18 protein-coding genes are annotated in these 16,408 nt (G+C 61.5%); 7 read left to right on the forward strand and 11 right to left on the reverse strand.

Annotated elements, in window-relative coordinates:
• Nucleotides 1-20 precede the first annotated feature (20 nt).
• Nucleotides 21-314, forward strand: coding sequence for a hypothetical protein (locus FXB38_RS19105; RefSeq protein ID WP_148752518.1), 294 nt, complete (start codon nucleotides 21-23; stop codon nucleotides 312-314).
• 188 nt (nucleotides 315-502) lie between these two features.
• On the opposite strand, the gene FXB38_RS19110 is transcribed toward FXB38_RS19105, so the two are convergent.
• Entirely contained in the window at nucleotides 503-895 is a 393-nt protein-coding gene (locus FXB38_RS19110) for a VOC family protein (protein WP_148752519.1), read from the reverse strand.
• Between the two features lie 328 nt (nucleotides 896-1,223).
• Between FXB38_RS19110 and FXB38_RS19115 the strand changes: the two genes are divergently transcribed.
• The 4 genes from FXB38_RS19115 to FXB38_RS19130 all read left to right on the forward strand — a co-directional run bounded on the left by FXB38_RS19115 (nucleotide 1,224) and on the right by FXB38_RS19130 (nucleotide 5,469).
• Nucleotides 1,224-2,222 carry an alpha/beta fold hydrolase gene (locus FXB38_RS19115; RefSeq protein WP_210250926.1) on the forward strand — a complete coding sequence of 333 codons (999 nt, stop codon included), beginning with the start codon at nucleotides 1,224-1,226 and terminating at the stop codon, nucleotides 2,220-2,222.
• A gap of 37 nt (nucleotides 2,223-2,259) precedes the next feature.
• Nucleotides 2,260-2,754, forward strand: coding sequence for an SRPBCC family protein (locus FXB38_RS19120; protein ID WP_148752520.1), 495 nt, complete (start codon nucleotides 2,260-2,262; stop codon nucleotides 2,752-2,754).
• Nucleotides 2,699-3,265: an alpha/beta fold hydrolase gene (locus tag FXB38_RS19125; RefSeq protein WP_148752521.1), complete on the forward strand. Its 567-nt coding sequence runs from the start codon at nucleotides 2,699-2,701 to the stop codon at nucleotides 3,263-3,265. Before FXB38_RS19120 ends, FXB38_RS19125 begins: the two co-directional genes overlap by 56 nt.
• Before the next feature lie 509 nt (nucleotides 3,266-3,774).
• Nucleotides 3,775-5,469 carry an MASE4 domain-containing protein gene (locus tag FXB38_RS19130; protein ID WP_148752522.1) on the forward strand — a complete coding sequence of 565 codons (1,695 nt, stop codon included), beginning with the start codon at nucleotides 3,775-3,777 and terminating at the stop codon, nucleotides 5,467-5,469.
• 51 nt (nucleotides 5,470-5,520) lie between these two features.
• Here FXB38_RS19130 and FXB38_RS45055 read toward each other — a convergent pair whose 3' ends face one another.
• From FXB38_RS45055 to FXB38_RS19165, 7 genes are all read right to left on the reverse strand, one after another.
• Nucleotides 5,521-5,748, reverse strand: a complete 228-nt coding sequence (locus tag FXB38_RS45055) for a hypothetical protein (protein WP_148752629.1) — start codon at nucleotides 5,746-5,748, stop codon at nucleotides 5,521-5,523.
• A 74-nt stretch (nucleotides 5,749-5,822) separates the two neighbouring features.
• Nucleotides 5,823-6,290, reverse strand: coding sequence for a hypothetical protein (locus FXB38_RS19140; protein WP_148752523.1), 468 nt, complete (start codon nucleotides 6,288-6,290; stop codon nucleotides 5,823-5,825).
• Entirely contained in the window at nucleotides 6,274-7,191 is a 918-nt protein-coding gene (locus FXB38_RS19145; RefSeq protein WP_148752524.1) for a DUF2950 domain-containing protein, read from the reverse strand. The genes FXB38_RS19140 and FXB38_RS19145 overlap by 17 nt, the downstream gene beginning before the upstream one ends.
• Nucleotides 7,188-8,813, reverse strand: a complete 1,626-nt coding sequence (locus tag FXB38_RS19150) for a DUF3300 domain-containing protein (RefSeq protein WP_148752525.1) — start codon at nucleotides 8,811-8,813, stop codon at nucleotides 7,188-7,190. The genes FXB38_RS19145 and FXB38_RS19150 overlap by 4 nt, the downstream gene beginning before the upstream one ends.
• Before the next feature lie 119 nt (nucleotides 8,814-8,932).
• Entirely contained in the window at nucleotides 8,933-10,258 is a 1,326-nt protein-coding gene (locus FXB38_RS19155; RefSeq protein WP_148752526.1) for a TAXI family TRAP transporter solute-binding subunit, read from the reverse strand.
• Nucleotides 10,259-10,356: 98 nt separating this feature from the next.
• Complete coding sequence (locus FXB38_RS19160) at nucleotides 10,357-11,589, reverse strand: HlyD family secretion protein (RefSeq protein ID WP_148752527.1); 1,233 nt, start codon at nucleotides 11,587-11,589, stop codon at nucleotides 10,357-10,359.
• Nucleotides 11,582-12,046 carry a hypothetical protein gene (locus tag FXB38_RS19165; RefSeq protein WP_148752630.1) on the reverse strand — a complete coding sequence of 155 codons (465 nt, stop codon included), beginning with the start codon at nucleotides 12,044-12,046 and terminating at the stop codon, nucleotides 11,582-11,584. The genes FXB38_RS19160 and FXB38_RS19165 overlap by 8 nt, the downstream gene beginning before the upstream one ends.
• Before the next feature lie 176 nt (nucleotides 12,047-12,222).
• Between FXB38_RS19165 and FXB38_RS19170 the strand changes: the two genes are divergently transcribed.
• Entirely contained in the window at nucleotides 12,223-12,675 is a 453-nt protein-coding gene (locus FXB38_RS19170; RefSeq protein ID WP_148752528.1) for a hypothetical protein, read from the forward strand.
• A gap of 38 nt (nucleotides 12,676-12,713) precedes the next feature.
• Nucleotides 12,714-13,514 carry a polyphosphate kinase 2 gene (gene ppk2 / locus FXB38_RS19175; protein WP_148752529.1) on the forward strand — a complete coding sequence of 267 codons (801 nt, stop codon included), beginning with the start codon at nucleotides 12,714-12,716 and terminating at the stop codon, nucleotides 13,512-13,514.
• A gap of 80 nt (nucleotides 13,515-13,594) precedes the next feature.
• Here ppk2 and FXB38_RS19180 read toward each other — a convergent pair whose 3' ends face one another.
• From FXB38_RS19180 to FXB38_RS19190, 3 genes are all read right to left on the reverse strand, one after another.
• Nucleotides 13,595-14,047 carry a hypothetical protein gene (locus tag FXB38_RS19180; protein WP_148752530.1) on the reverse strand — a complete coding sequence of 151 codons (453 nt, stop codon included), beginning with the start codon at nucleotides 14,045-14,047 and terminating at the stop codon, nucleotides 13,595-13,597.
• A gap of 176 nt (nucleotides 14,048-14,223) precedes the next feature.
• Nucleotides 14,224-14,661, reverse strand: a complete 438-nt coding sequence (locus tag FXB38_RS19185; RefSeq protein ID WP_148752531.1) for a hypothetical protein — start codon at nucleotides 14,659-14,661, stop codon at nucleotides 14,224-14,226.
• Nucleotides 14,662-14,692: 31 nt separating this feature from the next.
• Nucleotides 14,693-16,393: an aspartate:alanine exchanger family transporter gene (locus tag FXB38_RS19190; protein WP_148752532.1), complete on the reverse strand. Its 1,701-nt coding sequence runs from the start codon at nucleotides 16,391-16,393 to the stop codon at nucleotides 14,693-14,695.
• Nucleotides 16,394-16,408 lie beyond the last annotated feature (15 nt).

The raw sequence follows: 16,408 nt of genomic DNA on the forward strand, positions 1-16,408 counted from the left end.
GTTTTTTTTGGAGGACCGAAATGGCACGTGCAGCATGGAAACGACCCGCCTCGCCCATCGGCAAGAAGGGGCCGCGCAAGGCAAGCCCCTCATATAAGCGGCGCTCGCGTCAGCCGTGGTCGACGGCTGATGTCAGAATGTTGAGACAGCTCGCGAAGGGCAATACGCCCACGGGAGTGATGAGCATCAAGCTTCAACGCCCGATCACGGCGATTCGCAGCAAGGCTCAGCGCGAAGGTATTTCGTTGAAGCCGATCAATCGCTCTCCTTATAACCGGCGCGCGACGAAGACAGGCGCAAGGAAACGCCGCTGACGGTTTGAGCCCGGTCTCTCAGCGAGGCCGCGCTCGTCGATGTCTCGTTCGTCCACTTTGCGCATCGGGTCGTAGCGCGCACTCTTCAGGAAGCCGGGATGATGCTCACCGGGGTTTGAGTGCCGCTTTTCGAGCGCATTGCAATTACCCACGGAAGCGCTTCGCCGGCTCGGCACAATCCGGCTTTGTTACGGATTCCAGCCGCCGCTCCCATAGGGACGCGTGATAATTTCGAGCAGGTGCCCGTTCAGCTCCTCGAAATAGATACCGCGCCCGCCGTCGTGATTGTTGATTTTGCCTGCTGTTTGCCGACCGGGATCGGCCCAATAGGCCAGGTTCCGCTGGCAAATTCGCTCGAGTATCGCGTCGAACTCGGCGTCGCCAACCAGAAATGCGTAGTGCTGATGCGCAATCTCGCCTTTCGAGTCCATGTAATCGAGATTGGCGCCGTTGTCGGTCGTCACCATGTAGAACGGCCCCCAACGCCGCGGCGCCGGCAATCCCAGCATCTCGGCGAGGTAGTCAGCCGAGGCCTTGCTGTCGCGAGCCGCCAGAATCGTGTGATTGAAATCGATTGTCATGATGGCATCTCCCACAACAGAGAACACGACCTGCCGAGCTCGCACCTCGATGCGACCGGATCAGATCCTCACAGCCCGATCGGGCATTTTCCCTCTCGTCAAATGAGAGCGATCGATACCCGTTCCAATGCCTGCGGCATTTGAGCGGCGCCAGGATCCCGCTGGCGTCACCTGGCCCGCCGGAACAACAGGAACTTGCTTCGGCCTCCGTCGTTGGGCGGCGACTTGCCCCACCTCGCCCAGCAACGGAAGTTCTCCCATGCGTTGGTTTTCAAAGGCACAAGCCACGTTGTCACTCCGGACAATCGCATTTGCCGTAACGTTCAGCATGAGTATGGCGGCGTGCGAAGCGGCGCACGCCGAGGGACCGAAGCCGATCTCCGGCGACGAACCATCATCTCTCGCCTTGCGCAGCGGCCTGCCCGCCGATTTCGATCGGCAATTCACGCATGCTTATATCGAGGCCAATGGCGTGCGCTTGCACTATGTCGTCGGCGGTCCCGCCAGCGGCGAAATGATCATCCTCCTGCATGGCTGGCCGCAAACCTGGTATACTTGGCGGCATGTCATGCCGGCGCTGGCGGCGGCCGGATTTCGCGTGGTCGCGGTGGACTATCGCGGCGCGGGCGATTCGGACAAGCCGCAAGGTGGTTATGACAAGGCGACCATGGCCGCCGATATCCGCAGCATGGTTCATCAATTTGGCCGCGATCGGATTGATCTGGTTGGCCGCGACATCGGCGCGATGGTCGCCTACGCCTATGCGGCTCAATGGCCAGCCGAGATCAGCAAGCTCGCGCTGCTCGACGTGCCCTTGCCCGGCACCCAAGTTTGGGACGAGGCGCTCGCCAAGCAGGACCCGCAGATCTGGCATTTCGGTCTGCATCAGCAGCGCGACGTCGCGGAGATGCTCGTTGCCGGTCGCGAGCACGCCTATGTTTCCGACTTCTACAAGAAGCGGCTCGCAGCGCCGGTGGCCGATGAAGATGTTGCCGTATACGCGCGCGCCTACACTGCTCCCGGCGGTCTCAGGGCCGGGTTCGAACTCTACCGTGCCTTTCCTGAGGACGAGCAGCGCTTCAAGACATTCATGAGCAGAAAGCTGTCGATGCCGGTTCTGGCGCTGGCGGGCGAGAAGAGCAATGGTTGGACGGAAACCGCGATGGCGAAGGAGGTCGCGCAGGACGTGCATGGCGGTGTTGCGCCGAAGACAGGACACTGGTTGCCCGATGAAAATCCCGACTATCTTTCACGGCAACTTCTCGCCTTTTTGCGCGATCACGGCAGCGGCGAGCGTCTGGGAGCACAGACGGACCAGCATGATTGATCTCGAACCGTCATATTGAAATAGGGAGGAGCGCGCGATGACCAGGGTCGTTGAGACCACGCGGATTACCGAAAGGCCGGATGCGCTTTGGACGGATATCGGCAGGTTCGGCGCCGTCGGGCAATGGTACCCATTATTGTCCAAGGTCGAGAGTGAGGGCGAACGTGCAGGTGCTCTCCGCACGGCCGAAGGCACGGACGGAGATCGACAGATCGAGCGTTTGCTCGAGGCTGCGCCGGCACGGCATTCTTACCGCTACCGAATGGAAAAGACGGCCATGCCGGTTCGCGACTACACCGCCGAATTGCGGGTGAACGATAACCACGACGGCTCCAGCACCGTCGTATGGTCAGCGGAATTCGAGCCAACGTCGGACGGGGCAAGGACGGTCGAGGATGTCAGAAATTTTTTGAAAGCGGGTCTCGACAACATTGCGAAGCTGCACGGCCGGCGACAGCCCTCCCACGTCCGGGCGCGTGCTGGAGCCCGAGCAGCTCGTTTGCCGAACCAACGAGCTGGACATTGCCTATGAGAGGACGGGGCCGGTCGACGGCCGACCGCTTGTTCTTGTGCATGGCTGGCCGGACAACGTTCGATGCTGGGACAAGACGATCGCGGGGCTCGGCGGGCACAAGTTCTGTATCTACGCACCCTACCTTCGTGGATCGGGGCCGCCCCAATTCCTGCACGACTCCATCATGCGCAGCGGCGCAATTGCGGCCCTCACGCTCGACCTGTCGCAATTCCTGGACGCGCTGAATCTGAACGACGTCGTGCTCGCCGGCTATGGCTGGGGAGCACGTGCCGCATACGGAGTGGCCGCGCTGTTTCCGCAAAGACTGGCCGCTCTTGTGACCGCGGCGGCAGGTTACGCAACCGCCATTCCGCCGCGCGACAGCGAGTTCTTCAAAAACGATGACCATTCCGGCGAACTAGACGGCTCAGCTCTGTGGCAACATCACTGGAATGAAAAGAAAGGTCGCTCGTCAATGAATTTCTGTACGCCGAATGCAGAAGTAGCCATGGCGCATCCTCAGGCCTAGCCGCGTCCTGCGGCGGAACCGCCTCGGGTTGACTCCCGGGTGCCGGGACAAGGTCGCGCGTCGGATCTCGGCGTGCGTTGCGGTCGGAGCAACTTCTACCTAAGCCCTGCTCACGCTTTCCGCTGCACCCGGGTGACTATTCTCGTCGGCGGCCAGCCTCCCACCGGCGCAAGGGCGCCTCAAACGATCCAGAGGGAGACATTTTCGTGTCGAAACTGAACCTTCCTGAATGAGTGACGCCGCTCGCAGAGGTATCGAAGACCAACTCGAGCGATCCGCAGGTTCGTCCCGCGAGCCTAATTCCGGCGCGGGAGCGCTCGGTGGCGCCGCAAAGCCTAAGATATTTCTGGGCCACGTGTGGCGGTCAGCGCGTCCGTGAGGAGCGCGCTGCACGGAGCGGCAGCAAAGCCCCGATTGACGCACCTGATTATGTACATCCCGGTCGCTTCCGGACTATCAAAGGGCGTCCGAACAAGTAAACTGTCCCCCGGTGGGCACTCGGAAACGGCATGAGCCAGCGCAAGTTCATGGGACTTGTCGGCGGTGCGACAGCATCAGGGCCGGACATTGCGCAAGCGGGCCAGCGATCGGCCAACGCGGCCGCCAAGCCCGCTCACGACGATGAGCAAGAATTCCCATTGATCATCGCGAACATGCCCGCAACCCCTCGCCAAAAGGCCTGGGCGGTGGGTGTAGCCGTCTCGCTCATTGTCGTTGCAGCGGTCATTGCGCCGTTCGCCAGAATCCAGCTGGGCCAGATCAATGGCTTCGTCCCGGTTTTACAGACTGCCTTGAGCCTGGCCGAACTCATCACGGCAGCCCTACTGTTTGCCCAATTTGCGATCCAACCTCGGCGCGCGCTTCTCGCACTCGCAAGTGGATACGTCTTCAGCGGATCGTTTGCATTCTTGCAGACGCTCGCTTTTCCGAACGGGTACGCTCCCGCAGGTGCCATAGGGGATGGACTGAACAGCCCCGCTTGGCTTTACGTGCTTTGGCACTCGGTCTTTCCCGCGACGATCCTGGTCTACGGGTTCACGAAGGATCATTCCCCCGCCGACAGACCAGGCAGAGCTGCAGTAGCGGCGATCGCAATTGCCATCGGCTGCATCGCCGCCGCGATAGCAGGCCTGACGTGGATGGTGACCGCGAAAGCCGAATATCTCCCTAGTTTCTACGTGAGCGACGTCAGGCATCAGACGCCTCTCGGCAATCAGGTCAACCTGATACTTTTGCTATGGAACGTGACTGCTCTCGCCGTCTTGTTTGTGCGCATGCGCACCATTCTTGACCTCTGGCTGATGGTGACTTTGCTCGCCTACTTGCCCAATTTCCTGGTGGCGATCATCGGCAGCTCGGTTCGATTCACCATCGGTTGGTATGCAGCACGCGGCTTCGTTCTAGTCGGCAGCTGCATGTTGCTAACCGTATTGCTCATCGAAACGATGTTTCTGTATTCGAGCCTCGCCAGCGTCATTGCCCTGCAGCGACGAGAACGAGCGAACCGGATTCTCAGCATCGACGCGGTCACTGGCGCGATCGCCCATGAGCTGAGATCTCCTTTGGGGGCGATCTCGCTCAATGCTGCGACAGGCCTGAGTCACCTGCGAGCTGCCTCCCCCGAGCTGGAGGACCTCGAGAACATCCTCTGTGACATCGAAGCCGACGGCAACCGGGCCGCTGACGTCATATCGAGCATTCGCGAGATGACAATCAAAACGGGGCACGGAGGCGCTTCGACAAACGTCGAGGATATCGTAGAGCTTGCGCTGAGACTGTTGAAGCACGATCTCTTAGCCAATGGGGTATCAGTAGCTACGGAGTTTCAGGGCAACATTCCTCCAATCGCCCTGGACGGCACTGAGCTTCAGCAAATTGTCTTGAACCTCTGCAAAAATGCGATTGACGCAATGAGTTCTGTCCCAGCCGATCAACGGGAGCTCCGTATGAAAACCGGTCTTGATGGTGGCACAACGGTCCATTTGTCCGTTGAAGACTCGGGCACCGGCATCTCACCAAGTGATCAAGAGCGCATCTTCGACCCGTTCTTCACGACGAAACAAGGCGGTATGGGATTGGGGCTGGCCATCTCCTCCAACTTGGCCGCAAGGTGTGGAGGAAAGCTGAGGCTGGTCAAATCGGACGTCAAGGGCTCCGTTTTCGAGCTGGAAATGCCCATTTCCGCTCCTGCTTCCGTCCAGTAGCGGTTTGAGAGCATCACGATCGTTCCGCCTTCGCTCCAATTCACAACACCTCTACCGCAACCCCAGCAACGATCGGGCATAGCCACTTGCTTTGGCCTCTTTCCGGCAGACGTAGCTGCCCTCAAGGCCAGAACCGTAGCGCTTTTGCTTTCGAGAATAGTACCGGCCCACGCGGAAATCGAGCCAAACCACTTCGTCTTCGGGGCAGTGGCGTTGTGCCTGCCCCTCGTAGCGAAACGGCGTCAGCGGTGCTGCATGTGAGCTTCCGATTCCCCACATCACGACCAACAGAAGCAGGAGACCGGCTCGTCGAACAGATCTCCATAACGTTTGGCGAGCGGAGGGATACACGTTCACCTCAAGGAGATCGTGATCTGGCTGAGGTTAGCGGCGAACTCCAGCCCAGCCTTTGGTCCCTGCAGCACCATCGTGACACCTTTGTCGTTGCGCAGCTGAACGCCATTGATGCCGCCGACTAGGGCAGCCCCGCCGCCAACCGAACTGTACGTGCCGGCGAAGTCGCTGATCTCACGAATGCCCGAAGCCCAACCCTTGAGCCGACCGAAGCTGGCGCCGGCGGTAACGCCCAAGCTCAATCCGCTGACGCTGAACGGGTAGTTGCGGCCGCGATAAGTGAGCACGCCGTTCCCGGCGCCGCCGCCCACCAGCAGCCCGGCCTTGATGATCTTGACGCGGACCTGACCCGAGGCCTGCGCAAAGGTGGGCGTCGCGGGGACAAGGAGTGCGAGCAGCACAATGGCCGCAAGACGCCCAAGTAACTGAAGCAACAACTCCGTCCGTCGCTCAGGGCTTTGGAACATCGACCTTCTTCCAGGTTTGGTCCGGGTCGAACGCGGTGATGCGGGTAGCGAGGGCCTTGGTTCGAGGCCCGAGATCCTTCTGGTAGACGATGCCTGCATGGTTGACCAGGAAGGTCATCACGCCGGAATTGCCGTACTCGCCAGGCCAGGCGATCAGCGCGAAACCGCCGATCATCTTGCCCTTGATGACATAGTCAAGTGCGCCCCCTGGCGCGTTTGACCCCTGTCCCTTCAGGATGCGGAAATAGTAGCCATGATAGGGCGCCGGCCCTTCCTCGGCCTTGTAGCCTTCAGCCGAAGCCTGTGCCGCCAGTGCGCCGAGCGGGCTCGGATCGCTGTCGTCGCGCCAGAACAACCCATCCTTTTTGCCGGCACTGCTTGCGATACGCTGTGCGTACACGCCGGCTCCGTCCCCGCGATCCTTGTCGGCGTATTCGTTCTCGGCATCGACAAAGGCGAGACTGGTCTGGATCGCGTCGAGCTCATTGCGGCCGATGCGGCGATACAGCACTTCGATGCGGCCTTCGGCGGTATCGAATTCCCAGCCGGTCTTGGTGTTGACGAGCGGGATCGGGAACGGGAAGTCGTCCGGGCCCAGCATCAGCGTCGCCTTCTTGTTACCCTCCGTCTTGATCGAATGCTTGGCGTCATACATCGAGGTGAAGCGTTGCCGGATGTCGACGTCGGCGACCTCGTCGCCGGACGAGACGATGTCCTCGGCGGCGCTGCCGAGGACTTTCAGGATGGCCCGGTCCGGTCCGCTTTTGACGGCGGCGGCGAGCCCCACTGCTGCATCCTCCGGTGTCGGATAGGACTGCTGCGCCAGGGATGGCGAGCTGAGGAGCGCCAGCGCCATGATGGTCGGCAAGGCTGCACGATGAAGCGACTTCAAACCCATCATGGCGTCACCTCGGCAGGAATCCTCGCGCCGCTTTCGAGCCAATTGCGATAGGTACGGAATTTCAGACCGAGCTTTTCGTAATAGACCCGGAGATAGCCGTCGGCTCTGCGGGTAACGGCTTTCGGCGTTACGTCTTCGACTTCCTGCGCAATGACGCCGACATAGGCCTTGTCGCTGCCGATGTAACTGAAGCGGTAATAGCCGAGGCCGCTGGCGAGATGGCCGAGCAAAACGACGTTGTGCTTCAGCGCGATGTCGGAACGCCGTCCGGCGCCACCACCTCCGCGGCCGCCACCACCGTGGAAGCCTCCACCGCCGCCTCGGCCGGCGAAGCTGGCGCCACCGCCGCCGCGCGGTCCCATGCTCGCCATGCTTGCATGACCCCGAGCCGATGCCGCGGCCGCCGAGCGGACCGACGACACGTTCAGTGCGCCGCCGCCACCGCCGCGGTTCGCGGCCTTGGCGCCGCCGCCCCTGGCACCACCCGCTTTGGCGCTGGCATTCTTCGCGCCAGAATTCTTGGCACCACTCCCCTTGACCGCGCGATCGCCGCCGCCTTTGGCGCGATCGCCTCCCGCCTTGGCACGATCCCCCGCGCCTTGTCGGTCACCACCTCGATCACCGCGGTCCCCGGCACGGTCTCCTGCGCGATCTCCCGCACGGTCGACGGAACGATCTCCCGTACCTGGCCGATCCTGTCCCGGCTTCAACACCTGCTGTCCGCCGCGTCCGCGGAAGTCCATCCGGTCGGCGGCCCCGGCCTTGAGGTTGCTGTTGCCGAAGCGCTGCTGAACATTCGCATTGCTGTACCGCACCCCTTGGCGATGCGACGGGTTGTGCTGCCAGCCATTTCCGATATTGGGGGTCCGATGATTGATATAGACGTTGCGGTTGCCCCAATTGCAGCCGCCGCCCCAATAATTGCCCCAGCGGCCGATGGCCCAGGCGGTGCCAAAGGCAAGACCCGCTGCGACGACGCCCGCACCGATATAGGAGGGATAGCCGAAGTAGTATGGCGGATATTCGGTGTAGGGCCACGCGCCGTAAACCGTCGCAGGCTCGTAATACGGAACGTACATCGTATCGGGCACGGCCGGTTCGATCACGATCACCTGCCTGCTTTCCTCGGTTTTGACGCTCACCTTCTGCTGCTTGGTGGTGACCAGCTTCTTGTTGTCGTAGGCCTTGGTCCGCAGCCGCTGGACCGCATCCATCACGTCCGGCTGCTGCGCCAGCACGGCGTCGCCCAGCGCCTTGGTCCAGTCGAGCTTGTCGCTCATCATGGTCAACACCTCGGCGGTCGAGGCCAGCGCCTTGATGCTGTCGTCCCAAGCCTGCTTCTCGACCTCGGTCTTCAGGGCATCGCCCTTCAGAGTCTTGCGCTCTTTCAGCCAGCGATCGGCCTGCACGACTTCCAGAGGATAGGTGGATGCCGCCAGCACATTGGCGAGCAGTTCGTCGGGATAGAGCGCGATCGGCGCCACGAGTGCTTCGAGTTGCTCGGGCTTAAGCAGGGTTTGCTCGGAGGGAGGCGGCTTGCTGTCCGTTGTTTGCGCAGCTGCAACACTGGGAGCCGCAATCATGATGACGAATGCCAAGAGAAACTTCCTGCACTGCAACATGCCGTTCTCCGTTACCAAACAACCAGAGTCAACGGCGGAAGTCGCCCCTCGACTTTGATCAAGATCAAGGGTCCTCCATTGGCATGCAGCTTCTTAGCGCCGATCCGATGGCCGGCCGCCTACACCCGGATTTTGCTCTCCGGTTGCGCTGAAAGCAGGATGCGGCGATCGTGGATCAAGCTCTGCAGGCGGTGCGCGACAACATTCAGCGTCGTGACATCCAGCGCGTTTTCATCTCCCGCCGCCGTTCTGGCACGCTGCGCCTGAAGAACCCGGTCGATCTCAGTCTCGATGTCGGACAATTCAGGCTCCGCCTCCGTCATGCGTATTCGAGCCCCAAGTGCGTAGAGTGCATCCAGTCCCCGCTCGTCCTTCGAGGATTCACCTGCCCTGAGGAATTTCCAGGCCGCAGCCGCCACGGAGATCAAGCCGCCGATGATCATCGGAGTGAGGAAGATGGCATTCCCCCATTTGTCCAGGAAGCTCTGCTGCGTGCCGTTGAAGAACGCGGCTGCGCCGGGATGGACGGGCAGAAAGGCATCCGAATCCGTGCTTGGTGCGGTCATTTGCGACAAGATCGGCAACTCGCCGAGCAGATCCCGACGCGCCTTCATCAGCGCTTCCGCCAAGGCGCCAGCGACGTCGTCACCAAGCTGCTTTCGCGCGACCACATAGAAGGAAACACGGAGGGTGGTCAGGTCGTCGTCCGGGACAGCAGGCGAGCCCCGCAACGTGCCCTTGGGCAGGTCGAAGCTCTCATAGGCACGCTGCTTCTCCGCGATGGCGCCGGCCGCCTCGATGGGAATGAGGATTGGCGCGGTCTTGGCGTTCTGCGGAAAAAGACCTCGCAGCAGGGTCAGATATTTTTCGGCCAGCGGGACGACGACCAGGATTGCCCTCACCTCCTTGGCGTCGAGCGCACGCCGGGTATCCGCAGGCGCGAGATTGCGAAAGCTTACATTGGCGCGGCCGAGATCGTATTCCTTGGTGAGAACACCGACGAGATTGCGATTGATCTCGCCACCGACCACACCAACGCTTGCGCGCTTCAAGCCCGCGATGTCGGTGATGGCGGAGCCCGGAGGCGCAACCAGCAGGACGACGGCATGGGCAAGGACTACGACGGCCTGAGCCTGCGAGAGATCGCCGACGTCGCCGCGGACGACTGCCAGATCGACCTTGTTCGACGCGAACAGGTCGGCCGCATCTACCGCATTGGTGGTTTCCACCGATTTGAGCCGTATCGACGCATTCATTGCCGCAAGCCGGCTCGCGAGTCCCGATACGAGCCGCGTTGCCTCGCCATCCAGCGATCCGACCGCGATGGTCAGCGTCGTCGGACGAAAATACCAGCGATAGCCAAACAGTCCGGCCCCGACGACCGGCACGAGCGCGCCGGCGACAATGACGAAGCGAAGCCAGATCGGCATTCTCTCTGAGACCATGCGGCGCCCACGGTAGATAAAGCACTCAATGCCGGGACAGGCTCAGCTGACAGTCCATCCGGACCTTGTTGACATCAATCAAGCAACATCGAACCCGGTCAGTGCCCGCTGAGCACCAGCGTCTTGATCGGCAGCAGCAGCGCCTGAATTCGCAAGAGCATGGCGTGCACAAGGCCGACGCCATCGACGACATGCAGAGCGATTGCCCGACCAGTGCCGGTCTCTTTCGCCGAGATCTCCTCGTGATTGCTGGTATAGGCATTGACGATGCAGCTGCTGCCCGGCGTCACGCCTTCCAGACCGCCCTTGTAGAGCGGCTCCAGGAAAGCCAGGATCGTGCCGGGTTGCCCGACATTCTGCGCCTCGATCAGTTGCTCGCCGCTTCGGAACTGCCCGGCCGCGATGTAGTCCTGGACGTTGGTGACGACCATGGGAATGATTATCCACGGCTTCGAGATGCAGGATGCTTCCGCCACCATGCCGACCTTCATCACCTGAGCCTCGATCTGACCAAAGCCGGCCTGCAAGGCGCGGCGGCCGGCTCCCTCCGGCACCAGCACTCCCGCGGGCCGCATCAGCTGATTGACGACGTCACCAGTGCGGACCAGGAATTGCTCCACACGTCCGTCGACACCGGCGCGAACAAACGTCTTGTCCAGATCGACCTGCGCTTCGGCCAATGCCGCCTGGGCACTCGCCTTTTCGGCCGGCAACAGCGTTGAAAGCCGCAACGTCGCCGACGTCTTGGACGCGGTGGCCGCGTCCACACCAGCTTGCCGCTGGTTGACCACGACCTGTAGTTTCTCAATGTCGCGTTGCGGGACGATACCGGGATTACGGCGCTGCAACTCCGTCTTGACGTCCAGTTCGTCCTTGGCCTGTTGAAGGCTCGCTTTTGCTTCCTGGATCTGAGCTTCGGCCTTGACCACGTCGTTTTCCGCGCTTGTCATAGAGGCGTCGACCTCGGCGATCTTGCGCCTGGCCGTCTCCAAAGCCGCTTGCTGTTTCGAACTGTCCAACCTGAACAGCACATCGCCCTTCTTCACCGCTTCGCTGTAGCCGACATTGACTTCCGCGACCCGGCCAGAGCCCTCGGGCAGGATGGGCACCGTACGGTAATAGAGCGTCGCCGAGGACGTTGAGGGGTGAAAGTAGAAGATCATGGTGATCAGGGACACCGTGAGCATCAAGCAGCCGGTGATACCCCATCGCAGTTCGTACCAGATGGAAAAGAACGTGATCTCCTTGCCGAAGCGCTTCCCTTGGGCGTAGCGGCGGTAGAGGTAGTCCGGCAGGATGGTTAGAAGGGAGCAGAACATGAGCTCAAACATGGCTGTGCTCCTTCTCTTTCGCCGCGCCGGGTCTCTCGGGCGGCGGCGGGTTGGGTTTGACAACCGTCGTCGCTGGCCCGGGTCTTTCGGGTGGCTGCGGTCCGGATTCGGCAACCTCGCTTTGCTCTCCCGGCGTTGCGTCTGCGATCTTCTCGACTGATCCGGCGATGCTGCGCAGCGGCGTGCCGAAATCCGGAAGGTCGATCAAGGCCAACAATAGTCCCGCCACCCAGAAGATGTGCATGTGGGTAAACAGGGAGATCAGACCGAGCACGGCCACGAACTCGAACTGCAGCTTCTGTGACTTGTGAGCCATCCGCTCGGGCAGGCTGTGCAGCTTCCAATAGAGCGTGCCAACCCAGAACACGGTGCCGATCAGGAAGATTCCCATCACCACCATCAGCGCGTCCGTCCCGCTTCCCGGCGCGAGATAAAACGGCAGATGATGAGGGGCCATCGGATGAAGTTGTTCGCTCAAAGGTATCTCTCCACTTTGGTCCCGCACACATCCAAGCCTGCCCACGTTGAACAGCCCGATATGGAGCCGCTTGATTTGAATCAAAGGACTTGGCCTTGCCGGTCCTAGCCTGACCCGAGCACCGACGCTCGACAGCCCAACAGGAGCTTCCAGCCATGGCCGGCCTCGATGACCTCATCCCCAACGCTACGCAAATCCGCAAGGAAGCGGCCCTCAAAGAGGCCGAGAAGGCTGAGGAATATGTCCGCCTCGCCGCCGCGGCCGAAGCCGAGAAACGCGCCTTGATCGAGCGGCTGAGCAAGCCGTCCGGCAAGACCGAGGACGAGAAGATCAAGCTCGCGTCGACCATCATCCAGCGTGCGGTTCGCAATGGCTTGACGGAAGTGCAGGTCTATCGGTTCCCGAATACGCTGTGCACGGACAAGGGCCGCGCCATCAACCAGATGGAGGCTGGCTGGGAGAAAACGCTGACGGGAATTCCAAAGGAGATCCTCGAGCTCTGGACCGAATACCTCAAGCCGCGCGGCTACCGCATCGGCTATCAGGTCATTGACTTCCCCGGTGGCATGCCCGGCGACATCGGGATCACCATTTCCTGGGGAGACTGATCGCGGTTCGGCCGAATTGAAGCAACGGAAGGCGGAGCATGCCAAAGGACCAAGTCGCAGAGCGGATGAAGCGCAAGGATTACGAAAAGGAGCTCGAAAAGCTCCAGGTCGAACTTTGCCATCTCCAAGACTATGTGAAGGAAAACAAGCTCCGGGTCATCGTCCTGTTCGAAGGCCGCGACGCAGCCGGCAAGGGCGGCACGATCAAGGCGATCACCGAAAAGGTCAGCCCGCGCGTATTCCGGGTGGTGGCGCTGCCGGCGCCATCGGATCGCGAGAAGACGCAACTCTTCTTCCAGCGCTACATGAAGCAATTTCCGGCCGGCGGCGAGATCGTGATCTTCGACCGGAGCTGGTACAATCGCGCCGGCGTCGAGTATGTGATGGGGTTCTGCTCGCCAGCCGAGCACGATCGTTTCCTCGCGCTCTGCCCGCAGATGGAAAAGTACGCCATCGACGGCGGCATCATCCTGATCAAGATCTGGCTCGAGGTCGGGATGGACGAGCAGGAGCGCCGCTTCAACGCCCGCATCGACGATCCGGTGCGGCAGTGGAAGCTCAGCCCGATGGACCTCGAATCCTTCAAGCGATGGTATGATTATTCGCGCGCGCGCGACCTGATGCTCAAGAAGACAAGCACGAAGTACGCGCCTTGGTACATCATTCGCTCCGACGACAAACGGCGCGCACGGCTGAACTGTTTCGCGCATCTGTTGAGGGCCATCCCTTACAAGCAGATCCGGAAGGACAAGGTCAGACTGCCGAAGCGTTCCGATAAGGGACGCTACAACGACCAGGCCAGCCTGCGTGGGATGAACTTCGTCGCAGAACGATATTGACGAGGGTCTGACCGCACGTTCGTTGAACGCCGGACCGATGCTGCTGACGGACCTTAAGGATCCGTCAGCGGCGCATTCCCTTAGTATGGATACTGGTTGGGACAGACCCAATTGCCGTACGTGTCCTGATAACAACCGTTGTTGGAGTTGTTGTAATAGCCATAGGCGCCCGCGGCAGCCGCACCGACGGCAGCAGCACCGTAGGCGGCGCCTCGATAGCCATATCGCGGATAGCCTCCGGGATAGCCGGCGACCGGACGGCCAGGACGACCCGCAACGGGGTAACCGGGACGGCCAGGGCGACCGGCGATCGGGTGGCCCGGCCGCGGACCTCCTGCATAGTGGCGTCCGCCTCCGCCATGGATTCGCCCGGCGTGGACGGCGCCGCCATGAAAACCTCCGGCACGCATGCCCCCTCCACCTCCGCGATAGCCACCACCGCCACCTCCGCGGCGGGCATAGGCATCATCGGGAACGAGCGTGGCCGTGAGAAGAACGAAAGCCGCAGCAAGAGCTAGAATATAACGAAGCATGGCATGTCCTCCCTCGATATGAGTGCCGTGATCCGCTTTCGACGATGCCTCGCGAAACGCGGTTGGCACCTGAACCTGGCGCTGATTTGCGGCCGCTTCCCTGGCTTACGTGCATGGGAGAAGCAGCCGCCATTCAAACTCGGCGCCGCGACCGCCGAAGCGGCGCGACTGCCGCTCTACCGCTTCAAACTTATCGTCACGCCCCCCACGGCCGCTGACAACTCCGCTCCGACTTTCGGCCCGCTGAGCTGGAGGATCACACCATTGCCGTTTTGCAGCTGAACTGCTCCCGCCCCCGCCGCAATGGCCCCGCCTGCGCCGCCCACCGCATAGGAGCCTTCGATCGACTCCGGCCCCCTCAAATTGAGGGCGCGGCCGACCAACTTGGTGGTCGAGGCGCCGATCGTGAAGCCGACGCTCATGCCCGAGACGGTGAAGGGATATTTGTGGCCGCGGAGCAGCAGAACGCCTTCCCCGCCACCGACGCCGACGATGAATCCGCCCTTGGTGAAGACGACGGCAACCTGGCCGGTCTCCGCCCGCGACGGCGTGCTGAAGCCGGCCAGTCCTGTCAGCGCGGCGACCAGGGCGACGCAGATGGCGACTTTTCTCATGAGACTCGTTTCCTCTGGTTGTGATGCTGAGCTATTGAGCCAGGATCATTGCGAAGTAGCCGAACACAGTGAGCAGAATGCCCGATACGGCGTAACCAACCGGGAACCCAATCCAGGGTACGGAGCTCTGGATTTCCACCGCGGCCTCGCGGCACGGACCGGAGTGCGACCGCGCACCGGCAACGCCACCCATCAACACGGCCGGGTTGATCTTGAAGACATGGAAGCCGATCGCCCAGACGATGAAGGGCGGGATCGTGCATGCGATGAAGCCCGCGACGAAAATCTTCAACGCGACCGCACCCGTGAGCTGCGCCAACAACCCAGCGCCGGCATTGATGCCGACGATGGCGACGAAGACCACGAGGCCGAGATCCTCAAGCACATTGCGCGCGGCGTTCGGCGTATTGCCGAAGAAGCGCAGGCGGGAGACGAGCGACGAGACAATCACGCCCGACAGCAAGAGACCACCGGCGTTTCCGAGGCCGATCTTAGCGCCGAAGGCCGGAAATTCGATCATCCCGATCAGGAAGCCGATGATCATGCCTGCGGCGAGCGTCAATAGATCAGTCGAAGTGTTGGTCCGCGCAATGCGTCCCCACATCTGGCCGAGTTCGTTGACAGCCGACTTGATGCCGACCACCGAGACGATATCCATCCGCTGCAACTCGGTCTTGAGACCGGCCGGAATCTGCACGCCGCCACGTTCGACCTTGGTAACCTGCAACTGGCCGGCGATGGCCGTTTCGCGGAAGGACTCAAAGGTGCGTCCCACCATCGCCTTGTTGGTGACGAGGATGTCCGCCTGGTCCATGGGAATGCCGAGCGCCTTGGCGTCGGCGACTTCCGGCCCGATCAGGCCCATCTTGTCGGTGAGATGCTCGGTCGAGCCGCCGAGCGCAACCACGTCGCCCTTTTGCAGGACGAGTTCGGGATCGGCACCCTGCGGTTCGCCGCGCCGCGCCACGTTGACGATGCGGTATTCGGGATTCATCGTCCGGAATTTGGCAATGCTCATGCCGACCTGCGCTGGATTCTCGAGCCGGTAGGCGCGCAAGCCGAACTGCCGATAGCCGGTCAGGCCGCCGCCCTCGAGATCCTTGACTCCGAACTCCTGCTCGTACTGCCTGGCAGCCGCCTTGGCATCGACGCCCCACCAGCGCGGCAGATATTTGCAGATCAGGATGATGCCGACGGTACCCCAGATATAGGTGATGCCGTAGGATAGTGCGATCATGCCCGACGCGTCCTCGGGCTTCATGCCTTCAGGAAGCTTCACGACGCCGGAGGTGATGGCCTGCTCTGCCGAACCGATCGCAGCCGACATGGTCTGCGACCCCGCCAGCATACCGCCAGCTGCACCAATCGGGAGCGCGAAGAGCTTGGTGCAGATCACGACTAGCGCCAAACCGAGCACGCTCGAGACCATCGCCAGGATACAGAATTTGAGGCCGTCGCCCTTCAAGCTGTTGATGAAGGACGGGCCTACACGCAGGCCGACTCCATACATGAACAGATAATAGAAAAGGCTCTTGGCAAAGGTATTGAGCTCAAGCTTCACGCCGTAGGTCGAGGCCCAGACCGAAAGGGCTGCGCCCACCACGATGGCGCCGGCAACCATGCCGAGGCCGTAACCTTTGATGCTTGCCCGGCCGATCCAGACGGCGAGCCCAACGACGAAGAACAGCAACAGAAACGGGTTCTGCTGCAAGAACGTGAAAAACGCCTGCATGTCCGTCCCCTTTTC

Source organism: Bradyrhizobium cytisi (genome assembly GCF_008123515.1).
GTDB classification, from domain to species: domain Bacteria; phylum Pseudomonadota; class Alphaproteobacteria; order Rhizobiales; family Xanthobacteraceae; genus Bradyrhizobium; species Bradyrhizobium cytisi.